This window comes from Shewanella sp. c952 (assembly GCF_019654975.1).
In the GTDB taxonomy this organism is placed as follows: domain Bacteria; phylum Pseudomonadota; class Gammaproteobacteria; order Enterobacterales; family Shewanellaceae; genus Shewanella.
The window spans coordinates 1-26,619 of sequence record NZ_BPEW01000021.1 but is presented as its reverse complement, the minus strand read 5'-3'; the positions used below and the strand labels follow the sequence as shown (position 1 = coordinate 26,619).

Sequence of the window (26,619 nt, the reverse complement as noted above, 5' to 3'; positions counted from 1 at the left end):
CTTGTGTTTCTCCAGTGTTTTACGCTGTTTTTATTAAAACACTTGTAAAGATATTCTGTGGTTGTAAAATCCGCTCCACTTTTAAGTGGAGTAATTGCTCTACTTGTTGTAATTACATAATTAGAGAATACAAATGAATAAGCGTTTATTAACACTTGCCGTTAGTACGGTACTTTTGGGGAATGTAACACAGGTTCAAGCTGCTGGATTTCAGTTAGCTGAATACTCAGCTACGGGACTTGGGCGTGCGTTTGCTGGTGAAGCGGCAATGGCTGATAACGCGGCTGCACAGTTTCGTAACCCTGCAATGCTTACCTATTTAAATGGTACTCAAATGACAGCTGGTGCGATCTTGGTCATGCCGAATATTGATATCAATGGTGAAGTGACTTATGTCGATGGCACTAATCCTACATCTGCTCACGACATTGCCGATGATGCTGTTATTCCTAATTTCTATGTCTCTCACCAGATAGATGATAACTGGTTTGTTGGTTTAGCACTTGGCAGTAATTTTGGTATGGCAACTGAACTGGATGACAACTTCCGTGGCACTCAGTTTGGTAATGAAGCATCAGTTACCACGATAGAGATCAATCCTAACGTCGCTTACCGTATCAACGATCAGTTTAGTATCGGTGGCGGTGTGCGCTTTGTGATTGGTGAAGGTAGCATTGGCGCAAAAAGCTCAGCTGATACTGTTCTTCCTACACCAGTTGGTAACTTACCAGTACCGAAAGGTACCGCATTGAAGTACATGGAAGGAGATGATACCGCTTGGGGATGGCAATTAGGCGGTGCTTGGCAGATAAATGCTGACAACAGAGTTGGTTTTAACTACCGCTCAGCAGTAGATCAAAACCTTGAAGGCGAAGCTAATGGTTTAGCCTTTAACCCAATGGACCCAACTTTGAAAATGGCGGGTTCTATGGAGCTGTCATTACCTGCAACGGCAGAGCTTGCTTCTTACCATCAATTAAGTGAAAAACTTGCTATTCATGCCAGCATTAACTGGACTGATTGGAGTTCTTTCGAGAAGTTAGAAGCGGTTATTCCTGAATTATCTGAGCCTACTCAGCTAGTGAAGCAAGAAAACTGGGAAGATAACTACCGTTTTGCGCTGGGTACGACCTATCAGTTGAACGACACTGTAAGCATGCGAGCGGGTGTTGCTTACGACAAATCTGCAGTGTCTGATGCTAACCGTACTCTGACAATTCCTGAGATGGATCGTCTATGGTTGAGTGCAGGTATGGGTTACCGTATTAGCGAAAATTTTGATATGGATTTTGGTCTGACTTATATCTTTGCTGATGAATCTCCAGTTGTTGAACCGCGTCCAGGTATCCCATCAGATGATTCTTCTGCTTACTTTGGTGGTACTTTTACCGGCACTACCAGCGGTAATATTTTGTTAGTCGGTATCCAAACAAGCTACCGCTTTTAAAGTGTACGACTAACAAGTTGGCATGTATTTAACATGTTTGCCGGTAAGTTTAAGCCTCGCATTAGCGGGGCTTTTTACTTTGTTAGCTATTGGATTATTAGGTGGCTTTCATGGTAAAAGAGTTAACTTGCAGTGGTATAAGAGCGGCTGATTTTCAAATTCAGTACTCGACATAACCCCGTGTTTTTGCTGGAACTCACTTTAACTAAAAATAGAGGTTTCAAATGAATATTAGATCTCTGAACTTATCGGTTTGTTTGCTGTTAATCAGTTTTGTCCCTGCCTATTCTAGTGCCGATGATGTAATGCCAAGCAATACTAATGCTTCGATTGAGGTTGTTGAGCAGTTTATAGAGTCTTTTAATGAACATAACGTCGGGAAACTCTTATCGCACACAACCGACACTGTGCATTGGCTCAATATATCGGGCAGTAAAATGCTGATAGAGACCTCGTCTAAAAATGAGCTTGGTTCGGCGATGGCGGACTATTTTCAAACGCTGCCGGATGCCAAAGCCACGTTGACGCAGGCGGTGAGCTCAGCCAATTATGTGAGCACTGTAGAAAAGGTGACTTGGAGTCATGACGGTGAGCTAGACAGCCAATGTAGCATCGGGGTTTATGAGCTAAAACAGGGAAAAATTAATGCTGTGTGGTATTACCCTGCCCATGCCTGTGACCTTGAGTCTGGCGGCGATAATATCGTGCAACCAGAAATCGGTTTACTAAAAGATACACGTCAATAAGGAAGTTTTTGTGTCAAAGAAATATGTCATCGCATTGGATCAAGGTACCACGAGTTCAAGAGCGATTGTTTTCGATCACGATGCCAATATGGTGGCGAGCTCACAACGAGAATTTGGCCAAATTTACCCACAACCAGGTTGGGTAGAGCATGATGCTATGGAGATCTGGGCATCACAAAGCTCAACCTTAATTGAAGCGCTAGCACGAGCTGATATTCATAGTGAAGATGTCGCTGCGATAGGGATCACCAATCAGCGTGAAACCACGGTTATCTGGGATAAAGTGACTGGTAAACCGGTGTATAACGCCATTGTGTGGCAATGCCGAAGAAGCAAAGCTATCTGTGATGAGTTAAAGGCGCAAGGGTTAGAAGAGTACGTAAAAGACGCAACTGGCTTATTGTTAGACCCTTACTTTTCAGGGACTAAAATTAAGTGGATCCTTGATAACGTTGAAGGTGCAAGGGCGCGGGCTGAAAAGGGCGAGTTACTGTTTGGTACCATCGATAGCTGGCTGGTATGGAAGCTTACCGAAGGTAAAGTGCATGTCACAGACCCAACCAATGCCTCCCGAACGCTATTGTTTAATATTCACCAACAAGCTTGGGATGAAAAGCTGCTGGAAGCGTTAGATATACCGCGCTCTCTTCTGCCAGAGGTTAAACCTTCATCTGCTGTCTATGGTCAAACCCGCATTGCAGGTGAAGGCAGTAGTATTGCCATCGCAGGTATTGCTGGTGATCAACAGTCAGCGCTATTCGGCCAACTCTGTATTGATGAAGGGATGGCAAAAAATACCTATGGAACAGGCTGTTTTTTACTGATGAACACCGGTGCTGAGGCGGTAAGATCTCAACATGGCTTATTAACAACCATTGCCGTGGGCGCTAAAGGTGAAATCAACTATGCACTTGAAGGCTCGGTATTTATGGGCGGAGCAACGATTCAATGGCTGCGTGATGAACTTGGCCTGATCCGAGATGCGCAAGATACCGAGTACTTTGCATCAAAAGTCGACGACACCAATGGCGTATATCTAGTGCCAGCTTTTGTTGGATTAGGCGCACCTTATTGGGATCCTGATGCGAGAGGGGCTTTAGTGGGGTTAACTCGCGGGGCTAATCGCAATCATATTATTCGTGCAGCCTTGGAAGCGATTGCTTATCAAAGTCGGGATCTGCTTGATGCTATGAGTAAAGATAGCGGGGTAGAGCTAAAACAGATAAAAGTCGATGGTGGAGCGGTTGCCAATGACTTTTTAATGCAGTTTCAAGCCGATATTACCAATGTGGATGTGTTGCGCCCAGAGTTAACCGAAACCACAGCCATGGGGGCAGCTTTTTTAGCTGGACTCGCGGTAGGTTTTTGGAACTCTACAGCAGAGCTTAAACATAAGGCGGTCGTTGAGCGACGCTTCAAACCACAGCTTAATGATGCGCAGAGAGTAACACTTTATAACGGCTGGCAAGAGGCTGTGGCGAGAACGCGCTAAACATTGATGTCAATATGCCCAAAAGGCGAGTCATCCTCGTCTTTTATATGACTTGATGCTTGCTGTGGCTCATCTTCTCTTCTGTCTTCAACGTAATTTTTACGCCTTTCTAAGCTAGGATCGAGTTGATAAAGTGTTGACGGGTTTTTACGTCTATCTTCACGGGACTGACGCCTTTCTAAGTGGGGTGGCAGCTGAGCTTGAGGCTGTTCATGGCTATCAGCGGCTATTGCTGCGCTGCTATCAACCGGCTTTACGCCTTTTTTCTGTTTGATTTCACGTAGAGGTGGCCGAGCTAGCATGGCATAAACGCTGTCTAAACTAATCATAGAACCTCCATGTTGTAATACCAATTGCATTAAAAGTTTGACCATTCAACGGGAATTCGAAACGCTGCAGGCAAGTAGTGGGATTTGTGCTAATAGTTATTCTATATCCAAATCCCATAATGAAGCATACAGCGTTTTGCCAATTTTTTACCTCTGCCGCACTTCGTGAGTCCCTCAGTCTTTCCACTTCTGCTTTGCATTGGCTTAAAAGGGAATAACCATTTCTTTACCAATGCGCTTTGAATTGAAAAGACTGATGGGCTCTGAACGGATCAAATACTTAATGCAATTGGTATAAGTTATTGATTACTTATATATCGGCAGCTTGCGGTTAAAATTTAGTCAAATATGAGCTATATAATAAAAATTATTGCGAATGACACTATTTGATCTGCTGTGAAAGCAGATCCCTTATCTGAAAGCGCGGCGAAGTGCATATGGCTCTCGATAGAATCGAAAATGGGTTAAATATCGTTAACCTAATTTTAGTTGCTAGATATTGAAGCTAGATTTTTAGCCAATAGCGAGTGTAATTTAGGCTTCATTAATGAAGAGCAAAGGGGAATAAACTCCACTTAAGTGTTACTGCAAGTCCACTGTACCGCTCTCTTCTGTCTGTTTTTCCTACTTTTTAGATATTTATAATAACCCATCTCCCACAAAAATCCCTATTTGTGCACTCGATAGCATTTAGATTAAAACTCCCTGCTAACCCGCTTGGTTACTGGATTTTAAATAACACCGACCCCTTGACAATTCTTGCATTGTGTCCCTAAACTTAGCTGTTGTGGGTAAATGTGGATATTTGTGGATTTTTGATAATTTAACAAGGACGACATAACGTGTTTTCTGGGGCGAGCGCTATCAATTTAGATGCGAAAGGACGAATTGCGATGCCAAAACGGCACCGTGAGCCTTTGCACGCCCATCATAACAGTCAATTAGTGATCACTGTCGATATCCAATCGCCCTGTTTACTGCTCTATCCAGTGCAAGAGTGGCAGACAATAGCGGTTAAATTATCTCAATTATCAGATACCCAGCCAGCGGAGCGAGCCATTAAGCGCATGTTACTCGGCTATGCCCATGAATGTGAATTAGACGGCAATGGCCGCATTCTGTTACCAACTCCCTTACGTCAATACGCCAATTTGGAAAAACGGGCGATGTTAGTCGGGCAACTTAATAAGTTTGAGTTATGGGATGAAGCTGCATGGCAACAGCAGATTGAAGAGAGTCGCATTGCGATTCTTAATGAAGATTTAGCAGCTAACCAACGTTTAGCTGATTTTTCGCTCTAATGAGCGATATTAACCAAATAGAAGATAAACATGATGCAATCATTTGAACACCTATCGGTTTTGCTGACAGAAACCGTAGCGGGCCTAAATATACGCGAAGATGGCATCTACATAGATGGTACTTTCGGCCGCGGTGGTCATTCAAGAAAAGTGCTTGAGCAACTCGGGCCTAATGGCCGTTTGATTGCGATTGATAGAGATCCACAGGCCATTTTGGCCGCAGAGCAGTTTAAAGACGACAGTCGCTTTCAGATTGTGCATGGTGGCTTTGGTCAGTTAGCGCAGTATGTAGAAGAGCTTGGGCTAAAGGGCAAGATTGACGGTGTACTGCTGGACTTCGGTGTGTCTTCACCTCAACTTGATGATGCTGAACGTGGTTTTAGCTTCCTGCGCGATGGTCCGCTGGATATGCGTATGGATAACTCTCAAGGCCAAACTGCAGCACAGTGGATTGCTCGTGCCGAAATTGAAGATATGGCTTGGGTATTTAAAACCTATGGCGAAGAGAAAAACTCGCGTCATATTGCTCGTTGCATTGCAGCTGATCGCGAAAAGACACCCTTTTTACGAACTAAAGAGTTAGCCGATCTTATTGCACGTATTACTAAGAATAAAGAGCGCAATAAACACCCCGCGACACGAGTATTCCAAGCTATTCGTATCTATATCAATAGTGAACTAGAGCAGATTGATCAAGCACTAGAAGGTGCGTTGACAGTGCTTGCACCTGAAGGGCGTTTGTCAGTAATAAGCTTTCATTCATTGGAAGATCGTATGGTTAAGCGCTTTATTCGTCGTCATAGCCAAGGTGAAAGCGTGCCACATGGGCTGCCTATCACCGAAGCTGAAATCAACAAATCTCGTAAGTTGAAAGGTATAGGCAAAGCGATTAAGCCGTCGGCAGAAGAGATAGAACGTAACGCTAGAGCGAGAAGTTCAGTACTGCGTATTGGTGAGCGCTTACCTTATGATCTCGAGTCTGTGTAGAGGCTTTGGTGAGTAAATCGCAGCTAAACCTAACCCGCATTGTGTTGCTAGATCTATGGCATCACAAATGGGTCATGGTTGTCGCATTACTCGTCATGCTCAACGCTATTGCAGTGGTTTACACCAGTTACGAAGGGCGAAAGTACACCAGTAAGTGGGAACAGTTGCTGCAAGAGCGTGACCGATTAGATATTGAATGGCGAAACCTGTTACTTGAAGAGCAGTCTCGCTCAGAACATAGCCGAGTAACCCGGATGGCGACTAAAGAGCTCAATATGAGGCGCCCTTTACCCAAAGAAGAGGTGGTAGTTAGAGTCCCATGAGTAAACAGGCAAAGCGTAAGCAGAAACCACAATTGATTCAATGGCGTTTATACGTTGTTGTGGCGTTTGTTTGCATGCTATTTACCAGTCTTATTGGTCGAGCGGCTTATATTCAAATTATCGAGCCAGAGAAGCTGCGCCATGAAAGTGATATGCGCACTTTAAGAACCACTAGCCGAGAGGTGCAACGCGGACTGATCACCGACAGAAACGGTGAGATGTTAGCGGTCAGTGTGCCTGTTAAAGCTGTATATGCCGATCCTAAAGTGGTGCATGACGAAAATGGTTTTGTTGATATGCGCCGTTGGCAAGCACTTGCTGATGTGCTGCATGAACCGAAAGATAAAATTCTAAAACGAGTCCAAAGTAATCCGCGTAAACGATTTACCTACTTAAAGCGTCAAGTTACCCCAGCTGTTGCTGATTATATTAAAAAACTCAAATTACCCGGTGTTTACCTCAAGCCTGAATCACGTCGCTACTATCCAACTAGCGAGATCTCGGCTCAGTTAGTTGGGATTACCAATATTGACGATTTAGGCATTGAAGGGATAGAAAATACCTATAACGATTGGTTAACGGGCACGCCGAGTAAACAGAAAGTGCGTAAATCTCGCGATGGCCATGTTGTTGAAAGACTCGACATGGTGCAAGAGGGTGAAAGCCCCAATGATCTCGTTTTAAGCCTCGACCAACGTATTCAGCAATTGGCATATCGAGAGATAAAAAAGGCCACTGAAGCGAACCAAGCAACATCAGCGTCGATTGTGGTGCTCGATGTCAATACTGGTGAAGTGTTGGCGATGGCTAATACTCCCTCTTACAACCCAAATTCGCGTGAGAACTTGCAGAGTTATCGGATGCGCAACCGTGCACTTACTGATGCTTATGAGCCAGGCTCAACCATTAAACCCTTCGTAGTCGCGGCAGCGCTTGAAGCGGGGACTATTAAGCTCGACGACATCATTAAAACGAATCCCGGTCGAATGCGTATTGGCGGTAAAATTGTACGTGATACTCGCAACTATGGCGATCTGTCGCTAGCCGGAATCTTGGTGCATTCAAGTAACGTTGGCATGACAAAAATTGCATTATCGATGCCTGTGCAAGAGTTGCTTGGTTCGTATCAAGCGATGGGACTCGGCAACTACTCAGGCATTAACCTTGAGGGCGAGAGTGCGGGCCTTATTCATGATCGACGTCGTTGGTCTGAGTTTGAGCGAGCGACACTGTCGTTCGGTTACGGCTTAATGGCTACGCCATTACAGATCGCCAGAATGTACGCAACGCTTGGCAGTAAAGGGGTACTTTATCCTACCTCTATTCTCAAGCTTAAGAAAAAGCCTGAAGGTACCCAGGTCATATCTGCTGATGTCGCGCAGAATGTGATGGAAATGCTGGTTGGCGTCACCGAGAAAGGCGGCACAGCACGTAAGGCCCATATTGAAGGTTACCCAGTTGCGGGTAAAACGGGCACCGCACGTAAAGCCGTTGCCGGTGGTTACGGCGAAGACTACGTGGCTATTTTTGCCGGTGTGGCGCCAGTGCATAACCCTAGACTTGCTATCGCGGTGGTCGTTAATGAACCTAAGGGCGATAGATACTATGGTGGCGATATTGCTGCTCCCGTATTTGCATCAGTGATGTCCGGTGCATTACAAATGTTGAATGTTGAACCCATTTCCAGCCGCGAAAAAGTTCGTTTGGCGGCTTTATCTAGGAGTGCAGAATAATGTTAATTCGAGATCTCCTTGCTCCCTGGTTTCACTATTCAGGAATAGAAGTTTTCAATGATCTCACGCTTGATAGCCGTGCGCTAAAAGCGGGCGATCTTTTTGTCGCAGTACCTGGTTATCAGGTAGATGGACGACAGTATATTCAAACCGCATTGGATAACGGTGCTGCAGCAGTGTTGGTACATACCGACTCGCCAGAAGAACATGGCAAAATTAGCAACGAAAATGGCTTGCAGATTGCGTTTTTCCAATTAAATCGTCAAGTGTCAGCGTTAGCTGCGCAGGCATACCCTTTGTCGAGTCAGCGTCCACGGATTATCGGTGTGACAGGCACTAACGGCAAAACCTCTGTGACGCAGTTAATTGCTCAATTACAGCAACTGCAACAGAAGCAAACTGCCGTGATGGGTACACTTGGTAATGGTTTATGGGGCGAGCTCGTCGATAGTGGCAACACGACTGCCGACGCTATTACCCTGATTAAGCAGTTACAGAATTTTGAAAAAAGCCATGCTGATACCTGCGCTATGGAAGTATCTAGTCATGGCTTAGTACAGGGCCGCGTAGAAGCGGTGCCTTTTGATGTGGCCGTATTTACCAATTTGAGCCGTGATCATCTCGATTACCACCATACGATGGAAGCATACGGCGCAGCTAAGCAACGTCTGTTTAATTTCAGCTCATTACGTGCAGGCTTGATAAATTGTGATGACGAAACCGGAGCATCATGGTTAGCACAAGCTACATCAACTAAAACGCTAGGTTTCAGCATTAAGGGTAATGCCAAAGCGGATATCTATGCCAAGCAGTGCCAATACCATGATGGCGGCGTGTCGTGCACGTTAGTTTGGCCTGAAGGTGAAGCTAAGTTGCAGTCGCGGCTATTAGGTGACTTTAACCTTTCCAATTTAGTGGCAGCTTTAGGCGCACTCTATCTGGTAGGCGAAGATATGGCGCTACTGGTTAAACTCGCCTCAGCCCTGACGCCTGTTGCTGGTCGAATGGAGCGATTTACCACCACCGCTAATGTAACCTTAGTCGTCGATTATGCCCACACGCCAGATGCTATCCAGCAGGCTTTACAAGCATTGAGAGTGCACTGTAAGAGTGAATTATGGTGCTTGTTTGGTTGTGGCGGAGATAGAGATTCGGGTAAGCGACCTATGATGGCAAGCAGTGCAGAGCAGTTTGCCGATCACGTGATGGTGACCAGCGATAATGCACGCAGTGAAAACCCTGAAGATATCATCGCAGATGTTTTTTCAGGATTTACTGAGCCGCAAAAGGCACAATCTCAAGTTAATCGTAAAGCCGCTATTAGAGAAGTTGTTGCACAGGCAAAGCCTGGTGACATGGTGCTACTTGCCGGTAAAGGGCATGAAACCTACCAAGAAGTTAATGGTGAAAAATTGAATTATGACGAACGCGCGTTTACCAAAGCCATAGCGGAAGGTAACGCATGATAAAGCTATCGTTAACTGAAATCGCTGAGCACCTTGGTGGCAAGTTGCTTGGGGAAGATTTGTCGATAGAACAGGTATCGAGTGATAGTCGCGCTGTGGATGGGCAAACACTATTTGTAGCACTGAAGGGTGACAACTTTGATGGCCATAACTTTGTTGCATCAGCCGCTGAAAATGGTGCAAGAGCGGTGATGGTTGAACGGGAACTCCCTCTTGCCATCTCGCAAATCATTGTAGATAACAGCCAGCGAGCGATGGGTGAAATTGGCGCTTATGTACGCGAAAAGCTAGCGCCAGTCTGTGTTGCATTAACAGGGTCAAACGGCAAAACCAGCGTAAAAGAGATGGTTGCTACGATTCTGACACAACAACACCCAGTGCTTTATACCGCAGGTAATTTTAACAACGAAATCGGTGTACCGCTGACATTGTTACGTTTACAAGCTGGTGATCAGTTTGGTGTATTTGAACTTGGTGCTAATCATGCTGGAGAAATCGATTATACCTCTAGCCTAGTGAAACCCAGTGTGGCGATGGTGAATAATGTCGCCTCGGCACACCTTGAAGGGTTTGGCTCGTTAGCGGGAGTTGCCAAGGCTAAATCTGAGATATTCAATCACGTTGCTACAGATGGTACCGCTGTTATCAATGCTGACGATGCTTTTGCTGCAGTGATGTTAGCGGCATCTAGCCATTTAACTCAGTTGACCTTTGCTATTGATGCGGACGCTGATGTGAAAGCGACTGCTTTGCACGCCGATAAAGGTGGGCGATACCGCTTCGATATTTCTTATGCTGAGCAAGTTGAATCTGTGGTTTTACCGCTTGCAGGCCGCCATCAGGTACTTAATGCATTGGCTGCTAGTAGTATATGTTTGGCACTTGGTATGTCATTAAGCTTTATCAATCAAGGACTGAGCCTGCTTGAACCCGTTAAGGGCAGAATGTTGCCAACTCGTTTCGGCAGAGTGACAGTAATTGATGATAGCTATAATGCTAACCCCGCCTCAGTAGGCGCTGCGATTGACTGGCTTCAAGAAATTAACGGAAATCGGTGTTTAGTGCTGGGTGATTTAGGAGAATTAGGCGACAATGCCGCCCTTTTGCACAATGAGCTAGGCGCAGAAGCTAAAGCAAAAGGTGTTGATGCACTGTTTTGTGTTGGCGAGCTAAGTGAAGGTGCGAGTCATGCTTTTGGTGCTGCACACCACAAAAATATTGATGGATTAGTCGAAAAATTAGTCGCTCACATTAATGAGTCTAATGGCGATATCACAATCTTAGTCAAAGGTTCTCGCAGTGCGAGAATGGAACGTGTAGTTGAAGCTTTAACAATGGCCTTTGGTCGCGGGGAGTTTGTTTAATGCTGGTTTACCTGGCGGAGTATTTAACCCAGTTTTACAGTGGGTTTAACGTATTTTCTTATGTCACCTTCCGAGCCATTCTTGGATTGATGACGGCATTGATGTTTAGTCTTTGGTGGGGACCAAAGATGATAGAACGCTTGCAGTTATTACAAATTGGCCAAGTCGTACGTAACGACGGCCCAGAGTCTCATTTTAGTAAGCGTGGAACACCGACAATGGGTGGCTTACTTATTCTTGCTGGTATTTTTATTAGTGTACTGCTTTGGGGCGATTTAGGTAGTCGCTATGTGTGGGTTGTGCTGTTTGTGCTGGCAAGTTTCGGCACCATTGGTTTTATCGATGATTATCGTAAAGTGGTTCGAAAAGACACTAAAGGCTTGATCGCACGCTGGAAATACCTATTGCAATCTATCGCTGCCATTGTGATTGCTGTTTACCTTTACGCATCAGCTGATACGGCTGGAGAAACGCAGTTAGTCGTGCCTTTCTTTAAAGATGTGATGCCACAACTGGGTGCTTTCTTTATTGTATTAGTGTACTTCACGATTGTGGGCTCAAGTAACGCGGTTAACTTAACAGATGGTCTCGATGGTCTAGCTATTATGCCAACCGTTATGGTCGCAGCTGCTTTTGCATTGATAGCATACCTTTCTGGACACGTTCAATTTGCAAACTATTTGCACATTCCTTATCTACCCGGAGCGGGTGAGTTAGTGATTGTCTGTACTGCGATTGTCGGTGCCGGGCTTGGGTTTTTATGGTTTAACACCTATCCAGCACAAGTATTTATGGGGGATGTAGGTTCTCTAGCACTTGGTGCAGCACTTGGCGCAATCGCGGTATTAGTGCGTCAAGAGATCTTGCTTGTCATTATGGGCGGCGTGTTCGTGATGGAGACCGTCTCCGTTATATTGCAGGTCGGTTCTTACAAGCTAAGAGGCCAGCGTATCTTCCGTATGGCACCGATACATCATCATTATGAGTTAAAAGGGTGGCCAGAGCCGCGGGTTATCGTACGCTTTTGGATCATCTCCTTGTTCTTAGTGTTGCTTGGTCTTGCAACGTTGAAGCTTAGATAAAACGGACATATAACATGGCGCAGCAGTATTCACACATAGTATTAGGTTTGGGAGCAACTGGCTTATCGGTTGTTCGCTACCTGTGTGATCAGGGAGTAATCCCTTTGGTGATGGACAGTCGAGAGCAGCCTCCTGGTGCAGATCAACTGGCTGCCGCTTACCCTGATGTTGAGCTAATCGCTGGCGGGTTTGATTGCCGTTACTTAGTTCAAGCCTCTCAGATTATCATTAGCCCGGGTATTTCTGTTGAAACGCCAGAGGTACGCGCTGCATTTGATATGGGCATTGAAGTGATTGGTGATGTCGAGCTATTCGCTAGAGCGATCGCCAATAGCTCCGCTCGTGTCATAGGCATCACCGGCTCAAATGGTAAGTCTACAGTCACTACCTTAGTCGGCGAAATGGCCGCCGCGGCAGGGTTATCTTATGCCTTGGGTGGCAATATAGGTATTCCTGTATTGGATCTGTTATTGAATCCAAAAGAGCTTTATGTGCTTGAGTTATCAAGTTTCCAGCTTGAAACCACCCATAGCCTCAACTGTATTGCGGCAACCTGTTTAAACATTAGTGAAGATCATATGGATCGTTACAGTGATTTGGAGTCTTACCGACAAGCCAAATTGAATCTGTATGACCAAAGCAAAAGTGTACTGTTTAATCGAGAAGATCTGTTGACGTTGCCAAATAGCCCTATGAACCAAAATAGCTTTGGTTTAGATGCGCCAGAAGTGGATGCTTGGGGCATTGCCGATGGCAATATCGTGCGTGGTAGCAGTGTGATTATGCCTATTAGCGAAGTCGCTTTGGTGGGCAGCCATAACTACGCTAATTTGATTGCGGCAATGGCGCTGGCGAGCAGCGTTGATATCGGCAGGAAAGACTTAGTCGCAGTTGCTAAACAGTTCACTGGGCTGACTCATCGCTGTGAAGTGGTCGCCGATATTGCTGGAGTGACTTATGTTAACGACTCTAAAGCAACCAATGTCGGTGCAACAGTAGCAGCCATCGAAGGCTTGAGTGAGCACTTAGGTGAATTGATTTTGATTGCTGGCGGTGACGGTAAAGGTGCAGATTTTTCCGCTTTAGCAGCGGCACTCGAAAAGGTCAGTAGTTTAATCACCTTAGGTAAAGATGGTGACAAAATTGCCGTTCTCAAAGAGGGCGCACAGTCCGTTGAAACCATGGCTGAAGCGGTAGCGTTAGCCAATGAAATTTCAACAGCAGGTGATATCGTTATTCTGTCACCAGCATGTGCCAGTTTAGATATGTACCCTAATTTTATGGCGCGTGGCGATGACTTTCGCGCTGAAGTTGGCAAGTTAAATGCCTAGCGCTGAGAAGCAACTCAGTCTGTTTAGCGGCCGCTTTAAGTGGTCGCTAGCAAACCTATTTGCAGATAGAGCTGCGCCTGGCATGCAGCTGTATGATCGAGCATTGCTGTTCGCGGTATTGTCGTTAATCTGCTTTGGATTTGTGATGGTGATGTCCGCCTCCATGCCTGAAGCGCAGAGTTTAACGGGTAATCCATTTCACTTTGTATGGCGCCATGGCGCGTATTTGGTGGGCTGTATGATTATCGCGGCAGTCGTTTTACAAGTAGAGATGCGCCATTGGCAAAACTTTAGTCCATTTTTACTGTTGATTGTTGGCATCATGCTGGTCGCAGTATTGTTAGTGGGGACCACCGTAAATGGTGCCACGCGCTGGTTAGCTGTCGGGCCGATTCGGATACAGGTTGCAGAGATCGCCAAGTTTGTCTTTGCAATTTATATGGCGGGCTACTTAGTAAGACGTCACCAAGAGATTAGAGAAAATGCCAAAGGGTTTTATAAACCAATCGCTGTCTTCGCGGTGTATGCATTTCTAATTTTAATGCAGCCGGATTTAGGTACCGTAGTAGTGCTATTTGTTGGCACTGTAGGCTTACTCTTTTTGGCTGGAGCCAGATTGTTAGACTTTTTCGCACTGATCCTCACCGGAGTATTAGCGTTTGTGGCTTTGGTGGCATTAGAGCCATACCGTATGCGACGAGTGACGTCATTTTTAGACCCTTGGCAAGATCCATTTGGTAGTGGTTATCAGCTAACTCAATCGTTGATGGCTTATGGGCGTGGCGACTGGTTTGGACAAGGTTTAGGAAATAGCATTCAAAAATTAGAGTACCTGCCTGAAGCTCATACCGATTTCATCTTTGCCGTTATTGGTGAGGAATTAGGGTTTATCGGCATTATTGTGGTACTTGCGGTGCTGCTGTTTGTCGCTTTGAGAGCGATAAAACTGGGGAATATGTGTTTATCGCTTGAGCGCGCATTTGATGGCTACCTTGCCTACGGCATTGGTATTTGGATCTGCTTTCAAACGGTGGTCAATGTGGGAGCAAGTATCGGCATGTTACCCACAAAAGGTTTGACTCTGCCATTCATTAGCTATGGTGGTAGTAGTTTATGGGTCATGACGGCAGCTGCGATGATGTTGATCCGAATTGATTATGAAAGACGATTAAGTGTGATCCAAGCCGTTGAAGGCCGAGGTCCAAAATAATGAGTGAATTAATGACTGACCAAGCACAACAGAAGCGCATTTTAATTATGGCAGGCGGCACTGGCGGTCATGTCTTTCCTGCGCTTGCGGTTGCTAAATACCTAAGTCAGCAGGGCTGGAAGGTACGCTGGTTAGGTACAGCCGATAGAATGGAAGCGAGATTAGTGCCTCAACACGGCTTCGATATCGACTTTCTTGATATCAAGGGAGTCCGAGGTAACGGTTTATTACGTAAATTGGCTGCTCCTTTCAAGATCCTGCGTTCAGTTATGCAAGCTCGCTCAGTGATCCAAGATTTTAAACCTGATGTGGTGATGGGCATGGGTGGCTTTGCCAGCGGCCCCGGCGGAGTTGCTGCAAGATTATCAGGCATCCCATTAGTTTTGCATGAGCAAAATGCTATTCCAGGGATGACCAATAAGCTTTTATCCAAGGTCGCCTCTGAAGTGTTGTGCGCATTCCCGGACACATTTACAGATGTCAGTGCTGAAACTGTAGGTAATCCTATTCGTAAAGAGTTAATTGCACTGGGTGGTAACAGAGATAAAGCTTGTGAAGAGGAAGCGCTGAAGGTTTTAGTCGTGGGGGGGAGCTTAGGTGCCAAGATATTTAACGATGTCATGCCTGGAGCGCTTGAGGGCGTAAGTAAAACTCATCCTATGACTGTCTGGCATCAAGTTGGACGTAATAATTTAGCTTCGGTTAAGGCCGAATATCAGCACTTAGGCCAAGATGGTAGCGTGAAGGTCGCTGAGTTTATTGATGATATGGAAGCCGCATATCGTTGGGCTGATGTGGTTGTGTGCCGTTCGGGTGCATTGACGGTGTCAGAACTTGCAGCAGTTGGTTTGCCGAGCCTATTAGTGCCATATCCCCATGCTGTAGATGACCATCAAACCAAAAATGCCCAAGTACTGGTTGAAGCAGGTGCTGCATTTTTACTACCACAACCTTTAGTGGATAGCAGTAAGTTGATAAGTAAATTGTCGATGCTAGCGTCAGACAGAAAAGAGTTATGCAAAATGGGCGAGCGCGCCCGAGATGTGGCTGTACTCGATGCAACACAACGAGTAGCCGACGTCTGTATTAAATTAGCGGAAAAGGGTTGAGATGAGTAACAAAGCAGAGAAGTATTCGCAGCTAAGAACCATGATCCCTGAAATGCGTAGGGTGAAGCATATCTATTTTGTTGGAATAGGTGGTGCGGGTATGGGCGGCATAGCGGAAGTGCTTGTTAACGAGGGCTACAAGTTAAGTGGCTCCGACATCGCTGAAAATGCAGTTACCGAGCGGCTAAGCCAGTTAGGTGCTGTTATCCATGTTGGCCACAGTGCAGCAAACGTTAAAGATGTTGATGTAGTTGTAGTTTCTACTGCAATTAGTGCTGATAACCCAGAATTGGTAGCCGCGAAAGAGTTGCGGATCCCTGTGGTGCAGCGTGCAGAGATGTTGGCTGAGCTGATGCGTTACCGCCACGGCGTTGCGGTTGCTGGCACCCATGGTAAAACAACCACAACCAGTTTAATTGCCAGTGTTTATGGCCAAGCAGATCGTGATCCTACTTTTGTTATTGGTGGCTTATTAAATAGCGCAGGCACTAATGCCCGCTTAGGTCATAGCCGTTACTTGATCGCCGAAGCCGACGAAAGTGATGCGAGCTTTTTGCACCTGCAGCCAATGGTCAGTGTGGTGACTAACATCGAAGCCGATCATATGGATACCTACGGCGGCGATATAGAAAAGCTTAAGAATACTTTTGTCGATTTCATCCATAATCTGCCATTTTATGGTGTTGCGGTGGTTTGTATCGACGATCCTATCGTGCGCGAATTATTACCACGTTTTAGCAGAAGAGTGGTCACCTATGGCTTTAGTGACGAAGCCGATGTACAAGCGGTTGGTTTCACTCAAACAGGTTATAGCAGTCAATTTACTGTTAAGCGTAACGGCGTGGCAGATCTGCAACTATCGGTAAACTTGCCGGGCGAACACAATGTGTTAAATGCCTTAGCGGCAATTGCTGTCGCGAGTGAAGATGATATAGAAGACGAGGCTATCGTAAAAGCACTTGCTGAATTTCAGGGAATTGGTCGCCGTTTCCAGCAGGTCGGTGATTTTGAAACCAGTAAAGGCGAGATAAAACTGGTAGATGATTACGGTCACCATCCAAGTGAAGTCGCAGCAACAATAAAAGCGGCAAGACAGGGTTGGCCAGAGCGCCGATTAGTGATGATCTATCAACCGCATCGTTATAGTCGTACTCGTGATCTTTATGAAGATTTTGTTGAAGTACTGTCTCAGGTTGATTGCTTGTTATTGCTTGATGTTTATGCCGCTGGAGAAGCCGCTATACCAGGGGCCGATAGTCGTGCTTTGTGTCGCTCTATTCGAGTCCGTGGTCAGCTAGAGCCTGTATTTGTTGCCAATAATGAGCAGTTACAAACGGTATTGCCAGAATTACTTCAAAATGGTGATCTGCTTCTCACTCAAGGCGCGGGTAACATTGGCGTGTTATCACGAAATTTGGCACAGTCAAATTTAGGTTTCGAAGCAAAAGAAGCTGAAGATAAAAATGAGTAACTTAGAAATATATACAATGAGTTACACTGCAAATTTTGACGCTCAGGATAAGGTCTATATAATGGCCGGTTTTCCGTCTTCACGACCTAAAAAGAGGGCGTGAGGATGTCTTGGAGCGATAAAGGCCAACGTGTTCGTGTTTTGCTGTTAAAAACCGACTGGTATTTATGCTTTGGGTTAGTGTTTTTAGCGTGCGTTTTAATTGGACTTTCGGCTGCGGCTTTTAAGCTCAATGCAGTATTGAATGATGCGGATGCGTTACCGATTGAAGCTGTCGCGATTAACGGTGAGCGGAATTATACCGCTGACCAAGAGATTCAAGTTGCACTGCAAGATTTGATGCAAAGGAGTTTTTTCTCTGCAGACGTGAATCAAGTGCAGCAGGCATTGGAAGCGCTGCCATGGGTTTATCAGGCATCGGTAAGGCGCGAGTGGCCTGCAAAGTTAAAAGTGTATTTAATCGAACAAGTTCCTGTTGCCCATTGGAATGGGGATGCTTGGCTCAACACCTATGGTGATGTGTTTGATGCTCCAGCAAAAGAGGGGATACCCAATTTACCTTCGTTGACGGGGCCTGAGGCACAAGGTAAGTCAGTGCTGACAACCTACCAGCAACTAGGTGAGCTGTTAACAATCAATGGGTTTAGCTTGAAGAGTTTGAGCTTAAGTGCAAGACATGCATGGCATGCAGAGTTAAATAACGGTATCAGGCTTGAGCTTGGCCGAGAAGATAGTATGACAAGGATACAAAGGTTTATTCACGTCTACCCCAAGCTTGCAGCGCAAGATAAAAAGGTAGGGGTGGTGGATTTGCGCTACGACACTGGACTGGCCGTAGATTGGGATGATGCACAAACAGAGAGCCGTTAATTAATGACTAAGAATCTAGATAGAAATCTGATCGTTGCCTTGGACATAGGAACTTCAAAAGTTGCTGTGATCATTGGTGAAGTATTGCCTGATGGCGAGATCAGTATTGTCGGCCTCGGCAACCACCCTTCAAGAGGGATGGATAAAGGCGGTGTAAACGATCTTGATTCTATTGTACGCAGTGTGCAACGCGCACTCGATCAAGCAGAATTAATGGCAGACTGCCAAGTCTCTTCGGTTTACCTGAGTATTTCAGGCAAGCATATCGAATGTCAGAACGAAAATGGCATGGTATCGATTAATGATGAAGAAGTGACACAAGAAGATGTCGACAACGTTATTCATACAGCGCGCTCAGTAAAGATTCCAACTGAGAGACGAATTTTGCACGTATTGCCGCAAGAATATGCTATCGACGTACAAGATGGGATTAAGAGCCCTATTGGTATGTCGGGTATGCGTATGGAAGCAAAAGTGCATATCGTGACTTGTGCTAATGACATGGCTAAGAATATTACTAAGAGTGTTGAGCGTTGCGGGCTAAAAGTTGATGACCTCGTGTTTTCGGCCATTGCCTCTGCTGACTCGGTGTTAACCGATGATGAAAAAGATCTGGGTGTCTGCTTAGTTGATATGGGTGGCGGTACAACTGATATCGCAGTTTATACCAACGGTGCATTACGCCATTGTGCGGTAGTTCCAGTTGCTGGCAACCAGGTGACTAACGACATCGCTAAGATTTTCCGCACTCCGTTATCCCATGCTGAGCAAATTAAAGTGCAGCATGCTAGTGCGCGAAGCTCAATGGTAAGCCGAGAAGACAGTATTGAAGTACCTTCCGTCGGTGGGCGTCCATCGCGCAGTATGTCTCGGCATACGCTGGCAGAAGTGGTTGAGCCAAGATACCAAGAGCTATTTGAATTAATTTTAAAGCAGTTGCGCGATTGTGGGCTTGAAGATCAAGTCGCAGCGGGCATTGTGCTAACAGGTGGTACGGCTTCAATTGAAGGCGCGGTTGATGTTGCTGAAGCAACGTTCGGTATGCCCGTAAGAATGGCACAACCGTTACCAGTTAAAGGTTTATATGAATATGTCGATCAGCCTATCTACTCCACAGGGGTTGGGCTGCTTCATTATGGTGCGCGCAGAGTGATTGAACGTCAGTTTGAGCGCCCAGAACGACAAGGGGTCACCAGTCTTTGGAATCGGGTCCAAAGTTGGTTTAAAGGCGAGTTTTAATTTAGTAACGCAGGCAAACGGAGAAAATACCATGTTTGAGATCATGGATAGTCATACAGATGAAGCGGTGATCAAGGTCATCGGTGTCGGTGGCGGTGGCGGTAATGCTGTCGAGCATATGGTTAAGCACAATATCGAAGGTGTTGAATTCGTAGCGACAAATACTGATGCGCAAGCATTACGTAAATCAGCTGCTAGCACAACGATTCAGCTAGGCCGCGATGTCACTAAAGGTTTAGGTGCTGGGGCGAATCCAGAAATTGGTCGTCTAGCGGCTGAAGAAGATAAAGAAAGTATTCGCAACGCGATTAAAGGATCTGACATGATCTTTATTGCTGCGGGTATGGGCGGTGGTACCGGAACGGGTGCAGCTCCAGTAGTGGCAGAAGTTGCTCGTGAAGAGGGGATTCTTACTGTTGCAGTTGTGACTAAGCCATTCCCATTCGAAGGTAAGAAGCGCATGACCTTCGCTGATCAAGGTATTGAGCAACTGGCTAAAAATGTTGACTCACTGATCACGATTCCAAATGAAAAGTTATTAAAAGTGCTGGGTCGCGGTACATCATTGCTTGACGCTTTTGCTGCAGCAAACAACGTACTACTTGGTGCGGTGCAAGGTATTGCTGAGCTTATCACGCGTCCAGGTTTGATTAACGTCGATTTCGCCGATGTGAAAACGGTTATGTCAGAAATGGGTAATGCCATGATGGGCACAGGTGTAGCAAGTGGCGAAGATCGTGCTGAAGAAGCGGCAGAAGCCGCTGTTGCAAGTCCTCTACTAGAAGATATCGATCTTGCTGGTGCTCGTGGTGTACTTGTGAATATCACAGCCGGTATGGATATGAGCATCGAAGAGTTTGAGACTGTGGGTAACCACGTTAAAGCTTACGCTTCTGACAATGCGACTGTGGTTGTCGGTGCCGTTATTGATCCTGAAATGTCAGATGAGCTGCGTGTAACGGTTGTAGCAACTGGTATTGGCGCTGAGAAAAAGCCTGATATTCAGTTGGTAACAAAGCCTGCTCCGCGTCCAGAGCCGATTGTTCCGGCGGAAACTCGTACTGAAACCTTTGCTGCGGAAGATCCAATTTCGCCAACGTTATCACACGGGAATACAGCCGCTGCAACTCAACCAGCAGCAGCACCAACAGCAGAGAAAAAGAGCGACCTTGATTACTTAGACATTCCAGCATTTTTGCGTAAGCAAGCTGATTAAAACGAATGTTAATAAGGTGTTAACTATTATAAGGCTATACTAATGTATTGTCTTATAGTGGGTGTGTTTTTGGTGTATTTGCAAAGATATGCTAAGATATCCGACCAGCATCGCCTGTACACGGTTAAAAAGTGTATAGTTTGTGCTTTTTTGTTGAGCGAATAAACGGGTAAATACATGATTTTTCAAAGAACAGTCAAAGAAATGGTTAAAACTACTGGTGTCGGATTGCATTCCGGCAACAAGGTTACTTTGATCATTAAACCCGCACCTGTTAATACTGGCATCATGCTTGTTCGTACCGATTTGTCTCCGGCAGTTGAAATTCCAGCTGTTGCTGATCAAGTGCGTGAAACGACAATGTGTACTGCGCTGGTAAATGACGACGGTGTTCGTATTTCGACAATTGAGCATCTGTTTGCGGCACTTGCTGGTTTGGGCATTGATAACGCTATTATTGAAGTCGATGCTCCTGAAATCCCGATCATGGATGGCAGTGCGAGTCCTTTTGTATTCCTACTCCAATCAGTTGGTATAGAAGAGCAAGCAGCCGCTAAGAAGTACATCAAGATCACTAAACCTATTCGTGTTGAAGACGGTGATAAGTGGGCTGAGTTAAAACCTTTCAAAGGTTTTAGAGTTGATTTTGCCATTGACTTTAATCACCCTGAGATCGCCCGCAGCCAACAGCATATGGTGATGGATTTTTCATCTTCCGCCTTTGTAAAAGATATTAGTCGTGCGAGAACCTTTGGGTTTATGCGCGATATTGAATACTTGAGAGCAAATAATCTTGCGCTTGGTGGCAGTATGGAAAATGCAGTTGTACTTGACGAATATCGAGTCCTCAACCCCGATGGCCTGCGTTATGAGGATGAGTTCGTTAAGCACAAGATTCTTGATGCATTTGGTGACCTCTATGTTGCTGGTCATGCAATTGTTGGTGAGTTCTGTGCCTATAAAACAGGGCATGCACTGAATAACCAGTTAGTGCGTGCAATGCTTGCACAGCAAGATGCTTGGGAGATCGTTAGCTTTGAAAAAGAAGCTGATGCTCCAGTAAGTTTCTCAGTACCTTCGGGTGCAGTATTCGCTTAATAACGAATTAAGATTGCCTTGAACGGCTGGCTAATGCAGCCAGCCGTTTTAGTTTTACCGCCAACGTACCTTCTGCATGTTCAGCTAAAGCTTCAATGTGAGCTGCCGCATTTTCACTTATGTGGTTGTGAGCAGGTTTGGATTTTGTTTCATACATTAACAAGCTTGGGTTGACTTTGACTTCGATAGCGGTAAGCATGGGTAGCGTTTCGGCTTGCAGTATTTGCAATATTTTGGGTTTTTGGAAGTTAATTCTTGCAGCCCAGGCCGCCGTTGTTGTTTCAATTACCAAGGTACCTTGGCGTAGATTGGCAACCTTTAGCTGCTCTATCACTGGACCAGTAAGCACTTTTTTGACGTAGTGATCTAAGTGTAATAGCAGTTCTGCTTTTTCAGCCAAGTTGGGCATGTTCCCTTGCTGATGCAGTAATTGACTGAGATCCTGTGGGGGCTTTTTCATATGATAATAAAATGGCTTAATTAGGCTATGAGTGTAACAGTTTTTATTCAAGGTCGAAACGGTGCCACACGCTGGCAACCGGGAAAGCGTTGGTTGTTATTACCTATCTTGCTCATTGCAGCAGGAACAGGTCTTTATCAACACAATGCTAAGCAGCTTATAGAGCAACAGACCAATGCCGACAGTGAACGCTTGGCTCGTGAAGAGCAAAAAAGCGAGTTGATCTCTTTAAAGAGTGCAACTGAGACTCAATTGTCGATGTTAGTGGCGCACGTTGCACGTATGCAAGCTAAACTCACGCGTATAGAAGCGTTGGGTCAGCAAGTTGCTCTAAATAATCAATTAGAAGATCAATTTGATTTCTCTTCAGAAGTCGGTGTTGGTGGTGTGAGTGAATTAGGCACTAATATCGAACTCGAACAGCTCATTGCAGATATGGATGCGCTGGTATTAAGAATGGATAATAATAATGTTCAGCTCTCACTACTTGAAACGGTAGCATCTAATCTCCATATAGATGAAGAACGTTATATATCTGGGCGACCAATTAAGAAAGGTTGGTTATCATCGCCCTATGGTTTACGAAATGATCCCTTTAGCGGTAAACGTACGATGCACAAAGGCATCGACTTTGCTGGAGAAGAGGGCGTCGATGTAGTCGCTACCGCAGGTGGCGTAGTTATGTGGGCGGACAAGATGTTTGGGTATGGCGAGCTAGTTGAAATTGACCATGGTAATGGTCTGCGAACTCGTTATGGTCACAATAAAGCTTTGTCAGTAACCGTAGGCGACGTGGTCGCTAAAGGCGATAAGATCGCTGTTATGGGAAGTACTGGGCGCTCAACCGGGCCTCATGTGCACTATGAAGTGTTGCGCGGTGGACAGCAAATTGATCCGCAAAAATATGTCTACCGCAAGGCAGGTTAATCGAAAATAGGCTTTCAGGCTCTAAAAGGGACTTGGCCAACAACATAGAAGTGGTTCAGATGTTTGGTAAATTACTGACAAAAGTATTTGGTAGTCGCAACGATCGTACGCTTAAGGCTTTCGGTAAAGTCGTTAATAAAATTAATGGTTTTGAAGAAGAGTACGGGCAGTTATCAGATGAAGACTTAAAAGCAAAAACAATAATCTTTCGTGAACGTCTAGAGGCTGGGGAAACCCTAGATGACGTTTTACCTGAGGCATTTGCAACCGTACGTGAAGCATCAAAGCGTGTTTTCGAAATGCGTCATTTCGATGTGCAGCTTATTGGTGGCATGATCCTAGATAGTAACCGAATTGCAGAGATGCGTACCGGTGAAGGTAAAACGCTTACGGCGACGTTGCCAGCATACTTAAATGGTTTAACAGGTAAAGGCGTTCATGTTATTACAGTTAACGACTACCTAGCTGGTCGTGATGCTGAAAATAACCGTCCTCTTTTTGAGTTCCTTGGTTTAAGCGTAGGAATTAACGTTGCAGGCCTTGGACAAGTAGAAAAGAAAGCCGCTTATGATGCCGATATCACTTACGGTACCAATAACGAGTTTGGCTTTGACTACCTGCGTGACAACATGGCGTTCTCACCTGCCGAACGTGTTCAACGTCCTTTGCATTACGCACTTATCGATGAAGTCGATTCAATCTTAATTGATGAAGCGCGTACACCACTTATTATTTCTGGTGCAGCTGAAGATAGTTCAGAACTATACACCAAGATAAATACCTTGATCCCAAATCTAATTCAGCAAGAGAAAGAAGATACTGAAGAAGAGATCGGTGAAGGTGATTACTCTATCGATGAAAAAGCTAAGCAAGTTCATATGACAGAGCGAGGCCAAGAAAAGGTCGAAGTCTTGTTGACTGAGCGTGGCATGTTAGCCGAAGGCGATTCTCTGTATTCTGCAGCTAACATCTCTTTATTGCATCACGTAAATGCAGCGCTACGTGCACACACCTTATTTGAAAAAGATGTCGACTACATAGTTCAAGACAATGAAGTGATCATCGTTGATGAACACACTGGTCGTACTATGCCTGGACGCCGTTGGTCTGAGGGTCTACATCAGGCTGTGGAAGCAAAAGAAGGCGTTCATATTCAAAATGAAAACCAAACTTTAGCATCGATTACTTTCCAGAACTTCTTCCGTCAGTATGAAAAGCTTGCTGGTATGACAGGTACTGCCGATACTGAAGCTTTCGAATTCCAACATATCTATGGCCTCGATACCGTAGTGGTACCGACTAACCGCCCAATGGTTCGTCAAGATAATCCTGATTTGGTTTATCTAACTGCAGAAGAGAAGTATGCCGCGATTGTAAAAGATATCGTAGGTTGTCGTGAGCGCGGTCAACCAGTACTAGTTGGTACTGTTTCAATTGAGCAATCAGAATTACTGCACAGCTTATTGAAGAAAGAAAAGATCCCACATGAGATCTTGAATGCTAAATTCCATGAGCGTGAAGCTGACATTGTTGCCCAGGCGGGTCGTACTGGCGCAGTAACAGTCGCAACTAACATGGCCGGTCGTGGTACCGATATCGTGTTGGGTGGCAATTGGAATATGGAAATTGAAGTTCTTGCTAATCCTACCGATGAGCAACGAGCTAAAATTAAGGCTGATTGGCAAATACGTCATGACGAAGTTGTTGACGCTGGCGGCTTACATATTTTAGGTACAGAGCGTCATGAGTCTCGCCGTATCGATAACCAACTACGTGGTCGTTCTGGTCGTCAAGGTGACGCAGGTTCTTCTCGCTTCTATCTATCAATGGAAGATAGCTTAATGCGTATCTTCGCGTCAGACCGTGTATCTTCAATGATGAAGAAACTTGGTATGGAAGAAGGCGAAGCTATTGAGCATCCGTGGGTATCTCGTGCCATTGAGAACGCACAACGTAAAGTTGAAGCTCGTAACTTTGATATTCGTAAGCAACTGCTTGAGTTTGATGATGTAGCTAACGATCAGCGCCAGGTTGTTTACGCTCAACGTAATGAGCTTATGGATGCTGAAAGTATCAAAGATACCATTACTAATATTCAGACTGATGTAATCAATGAATTAATGGATCAGTATATCCCGCCTCAGTCAGTAGAAGAGTTATGGGATGTCGCTGGTTTAGAGCAGCGATTGCAGCAAGAATATACGATGGTACTTCCTATCCAAGAGTGGCTAGATAAGGAAGATGATCTTCATGAAGAAACATTACGTGAGCGTATTGTAGATACATGGATAAATGCATATAAAGCAAAAGAAGAGATGGTAGGCGAGCAAGTTCTACGTCAATTTGAAAAAGCCGTTATGCTGCAGACATTAGATGGGCTTTGGAAAGAACATCTATCGGCAATGGATCATCTACGTCAAGGTATTCACTTACGTGGTTACGCGCAAAAGAATCCTAAACAAGAGTATAAGCGTGAATCGTTTGAGCTATTCCAGCAGATGCTTGAATCATTAAAGCACGACGTGATTAGTATTTTGTCTAAGGTACAAGTTCAAGCGCAGTCAGATGTTGAAGAGATGGAAGAGCGTCGTCGTCAAGAAGATGCAAAGATCCGTCGTGATTACCAACACGCTGCAGCAGAAGCTATAGTCGGTGCAGAAGAGAGCGCAGCATTAGCTGCAACTCAACCTCAGGTACGTGAAGGCGAGAAAGTGGGCCGAAATGATCCTTGTCCATGTGGTTCTGGTAAGAAGTACAAACAGTGTCACGGTAAGCTAAGCTAAGACTGCCATACACAAGATATAGAAGGGTGACTTATTAAAGTCGCCCTTTTTTTTGCTTATTATTAGCTAATGTATTTTTAAACGAATAAGGGCTTCATGCTGCTTGTTCTAAAGTTCTTAGCACTTTGACTAGCACGAATTGAAAACACCACTAACATTAAAGGCTCAGTTATATAATGTACTCCATAACGGTATTGAGACCGCATGCCGATAAAATAGCCATTTCAACTGTTGTTTGTGGATAACTCTGAGGGTAACTAGTGGCTAAAATGTGCTTAACTAAAAACATGATAAAAAAGGTATTATTTCTTTAAAAAGCGCTTGCGCTTACTCAAGATCTCCCTATAATGCGCAACCACTGACACGGCACAGCAGGCCAACTAACTAAACGAAAGCTTAGGTAGTACGGGACTTGCAGCGGTGTTAGAGAGATTAACTTCTTCGGGAATTAACCTCAGGTGACAAACGCTTTAAGGGCTTCGGGTAATGCTTCTTTTCACGAGAGTGATTAAGAAATCATCGCTTGAAAAACTTCTTAAAATAAGCGCTTGACGCCGCCACTGGAGAGTGTAGAATACGCCTCCTCAAGCCAACGACCTAGCGTCTTCGGCGAAGTATGAAAGATGACTTCACGC

22 protein-coding genes are annotated in these 26,619 nt (G+C 45.2%); 20 read left to right on the top strand and 2 right to left on the bottom strand.

Going from position 1 to position 26,619, the window contains the following annotated elements; genetic code table 11:
* The first annotated feature begins 133 nt into the window (after nt 1-133).
* The 3 genes from K5R16_RS14205 to glpK all read left to right on the top strand — a co-directional run bounded on the left by K5R16_RS14205 (nt 134) and on the right by glpK (nt 3,685).
* On the top strand, nt 134-1,447 hold the full coding sequence (locus tag K5R16_RS14205) for an outer membrane protein transport protein (RefSeq protein ID WP_220738219.1): 1,314 nt from the start codon (nt 134-136) through the stop codon (nt 1,445-1,447).
* A 224-nt stretch (nt 1,448-1,671) separates the two neighbouring features.
* Nucleotides 1,672-2,193 (top strand): nuclear transport factor 2 family protein, encoded by a 522-nt coding sequence (locus K5R16_RS14200; protein WP_220738218.1) that lies wholly within the window; start codon nt 1,672-1,674, stop codon nt 2,191-2,193.
* A gap of 10 nt (nt 2,194-2,203) precedes the next feature.
* On the top strand, nt 2,204-3,685 hold the full coding sequence (glpK, locus tag K5R16_RS14195) for a glycerol kinase GlpK (RefSeq protein ID WP_220738217.1): 1,482 nt from the start codon (nt 2,204-2,206) through the stop codon (nt 3,683-3,685).
* On the opposite strand, the gene K5R16_RS14190 is transcribed toward glpK, so the two are convergent.
* Complete coding sequence (locus K5R16_RS14190) at nt 3,682-4,014, bottom strand: hypothetical protein (RefSeq protein WP_220738216.1); 333 nt, start codon at nt 4,012-4,014, stop codon at nt 3,682-3,684. The genes glpK and K5R16_RS14190 overlap by 4 nt on opposite strands.
* An 842-nt stretch (nt 4,015-4,856) precedes the next feature.
* Here K5R16_RS14190 and mraZ point away from each other — a divergent pair.
* The 15 genes from mraZ to lpxC all read left to right on the top strand — a co-directional run bounded on the left by mraZ (nt 4,857) and on the right by lpxC (nt 21,814).
* Nucleotides 4,857-5,315 carry a division/cell wall cluster transcriptional repressor MraZ gene (mraZ, locus tag K5R16_RS14185; RefSeq protein WP_220738215.1) on the top strand — a complete coding sequence of 153 codons (459 nt, stop codon included), beginning with the start codon at nt 4,857-4,859 and terminating at the stop codon, nt 5,313-5,315.
* Between the two features lie 30 nt (nt 5,316-5,345).
* Nucleotides 5,346-6,302, top strand: coding sequence for a 16S rRNA (cytosine(1402)-N(4))-methyltransferase RsmH (gene rsmH, locus K5R16_RS14180; protein WP_220738214.1), 957 nt, complete (start codon nt 5,346-5,348; stop codon nt 6,300-6,302).
* Between the two features lie 8 nt (nt 6,303-6,310).
* Complete coding sequence (gene ftsL / locus K5R16_RS14175; protein ID WP_220738213.1) at nt 6,311-6,625, top strand: cell division protein FtsL; 315 nt, start codon at nt 6,311-6,313, stop codon at nt 6,623-6,625.
* A complete protein-coding gene (locus K5R16_RS14170; RefSeq protein WP_220738212.1) occupies nt 6,622-8,358 on the top strand; it encodes a penicillin-binding protein 2 in 1,737 nt (578 codons plus the stop codon). Before ftsL ends, K5R16_RS14170 begins: the two co-directional genes overlap by 4 nt.
* Nucleotides 8,355-9,824, top strand: coding sequence for a UDP-N-acetylmuramoyl-L-alanyl-D-glutamate--2,6-diaminopimelate ligase (gene murE / locus K5R16_RS14165; protein WP_220738267.1), 1,470 nt, complete (start codon nt 8,355-8,357; stop codon nt 9,822-9,824). The genes K5R16_RS14170 and murE overlap by 4 nt, the downstream gene beginning before the upstream one ends.
* The gene (murF, locus tag K5R16_RS14160) at nt 9,821-11,188 is read left to right on the top strand and encodes a UDP-N-acetylmuramoyl-tripeptide--D-alanyl-D-alanine ligase (RefSeq protein ID WP_220738211.1); all 1,368 of its coding nucleotides are present in this window, start codon (nt 9,821-9,823) and stop codon (nt 11,186-11,188) included. The genes murE and murF overlap by 4 nt, the downstream gene beginning before the upstream one ends.
* Complete coding sequence (gene mraY, locus K5R16_RS14155; protein WP_020912338.1) at nt 11,188-12,270, top strand: phospho-N-acetylmuramoyl-pentapeptide-transferase; 1,083 nt, start codon at nt 11,188-11,190, stop codon at nt 12,268-12,270. The genes murF and mraY overlap by 1 nt, the downstream gene beginning before the upstream one ends.
* Nucleotides 12,271-12,284: 14 nt before the next feature.
* Nucleotides 12,285-13,601, top strand: a complete 1,317-nt coding sequence (gene murD, locus K5R16_RS14150; protein WP_220738210.1) for a UDP-N-acetylmuramoyl-L-alanine--D-glutamate ligase — start codon at nt 12,285-12,287, stop codon at nt 13,599-13,601.
* Complete coding sequence (gene ftsW / locus K5R16_RS14145; protein ID WP_220738209.1) at nt 13,594-14,811, top strand: cell division protein FtsW; 1,218 nt, start codon at nt 13,594-13,596, stop codon at nt 14,809-14,811. The genes murD and ftsW overlap by 8 nt, the downstream gene beginning before the upstream one ends.
* An 11-nt stretch (nt 14,812-14,822) precedes the next feature.
* On the top strand, nt 14,823-15,920 hold the full coding sequence (gene murG, locus K5R16_RS14140) for an undecaprenyldiphospho-muramoylpentapeptide beta-N-acetylglucosaminyltransferase (RefSeq protein ID WP_220738266.1): 1,098 nt from the start codon (nt 14,823-14,825) through the stop codon (nt 15,918-15,920).
* A 1-nt stretch (nt 15,921) separates the two neighbouring features.
* A complete protein-coding gene (gene murC, locus K5R16_RS14135; protein ID WP_220738208.1) occupies nt 15,922-17,391 on the top strand; it encodes a UDP-N-acetylmuramate--L-alanine ligase in 1,470 nt (489 codons plus the stop codon).
* Nucleotides 17,392-17,496: 105 nt separating this feature from the next.
* Nucleotides 17,497-18,261: a cell division protein FtsQ/DivIB gene (locus tag K5R16_RS14130; protein ID WP_220738207.1), complete on the top strand. Its 765-nt coding sequence runs from the start codon at nt 17,497-17,499 to the stop codon at nt 18,259-18,261.
* Between the two features lie 3 nt (nt 18,262-18,264).
* On the top strand, nt 18,265-19,500 hold the full coding sequence (gene ftsA, locus K5R16_RS14125) for a cell division protein FtsA (protein WP_220738206.1): 1,236 nt from the start codon (nt 18,265-18,267) through the stop codon (nt 19,498-19,500).
* Nucleotides 19,501-19,531: 31 nt separating this feature from the next.
* On the top strand, nt 19,532-20,716 hold the full coding sequence (gene ftsZ, locus K5R16_RS14120) for a cell division protein FtsZ (protein ID WP_220738205.1): 1,185 nt from the start codon (nt 19,532-19,534) through the stop codon (nt 20,714-20,716).
* Nucleotides 20,717-20,893: 177 nt separating this feature from the next.
* Nucleotides 20,894-21,814 carry a UDP-3-O-acyl-N-acetylglucosamine deacetylase gene (gene lpxC / locus K5R16_RS14115; protein WP_220738204.1) on the top strand — a complete coding sequence of 307 codons (921 nt, stop codon included), beginning with the start codon at nt 20,894-20,896 and terminating at the stop codon, nt 21,812-21,814.
* A gap of 7 nt (nt 21,815-21,821) precedes the next feature.
* Here lpxC and K5R16_RS14110 read toward each other — a convergent pair whose 3' ends face one another.
* Nucleotides 21,822-22,274, bottom strand: coding sequence for a DUF721 domain-containing protein (locus tag K5R16_RS14110; protein ID WP_220738203.1), 453 nt, complete (start codon nt 22,272-22,274; stop codon nt 21,822-21,824).
* 27 nt (nt 22,275-22,301) lie between these two features.
* Here K5R16_RS14110 and K5R16_RS14105 point away from each other — a divergent pair, with 27 nt between their 5' ends.
* The gene (locus K5R16_RS14105) at nt 22,302-23,201 is read left to right on the top strand and encodes a M23 family metallopeptidase (RefSeq protein ID WP_220738202.1); all 900 of its coding nucleotides are present in this window, start codon (nt 22,302-22,304) and stop codon (nt 23,199-23,201) included.
* Between the two features lie 59 nt (nt 23,202-23,260).
* Complete coding sequence (secA, locus tag K5R16_RS14100; RefSeq protein ID WP_220738201.1) at nt 23,261-25,984, top strand: preprotein translocase subunit SecA; 2,724 nt, start codon at nt 23,261-23,263, stop codon at nt 25,982-25,984.
* The last annotated feature ends 635 nt before the right edge of the window (nt 25,985-26,619 follow it).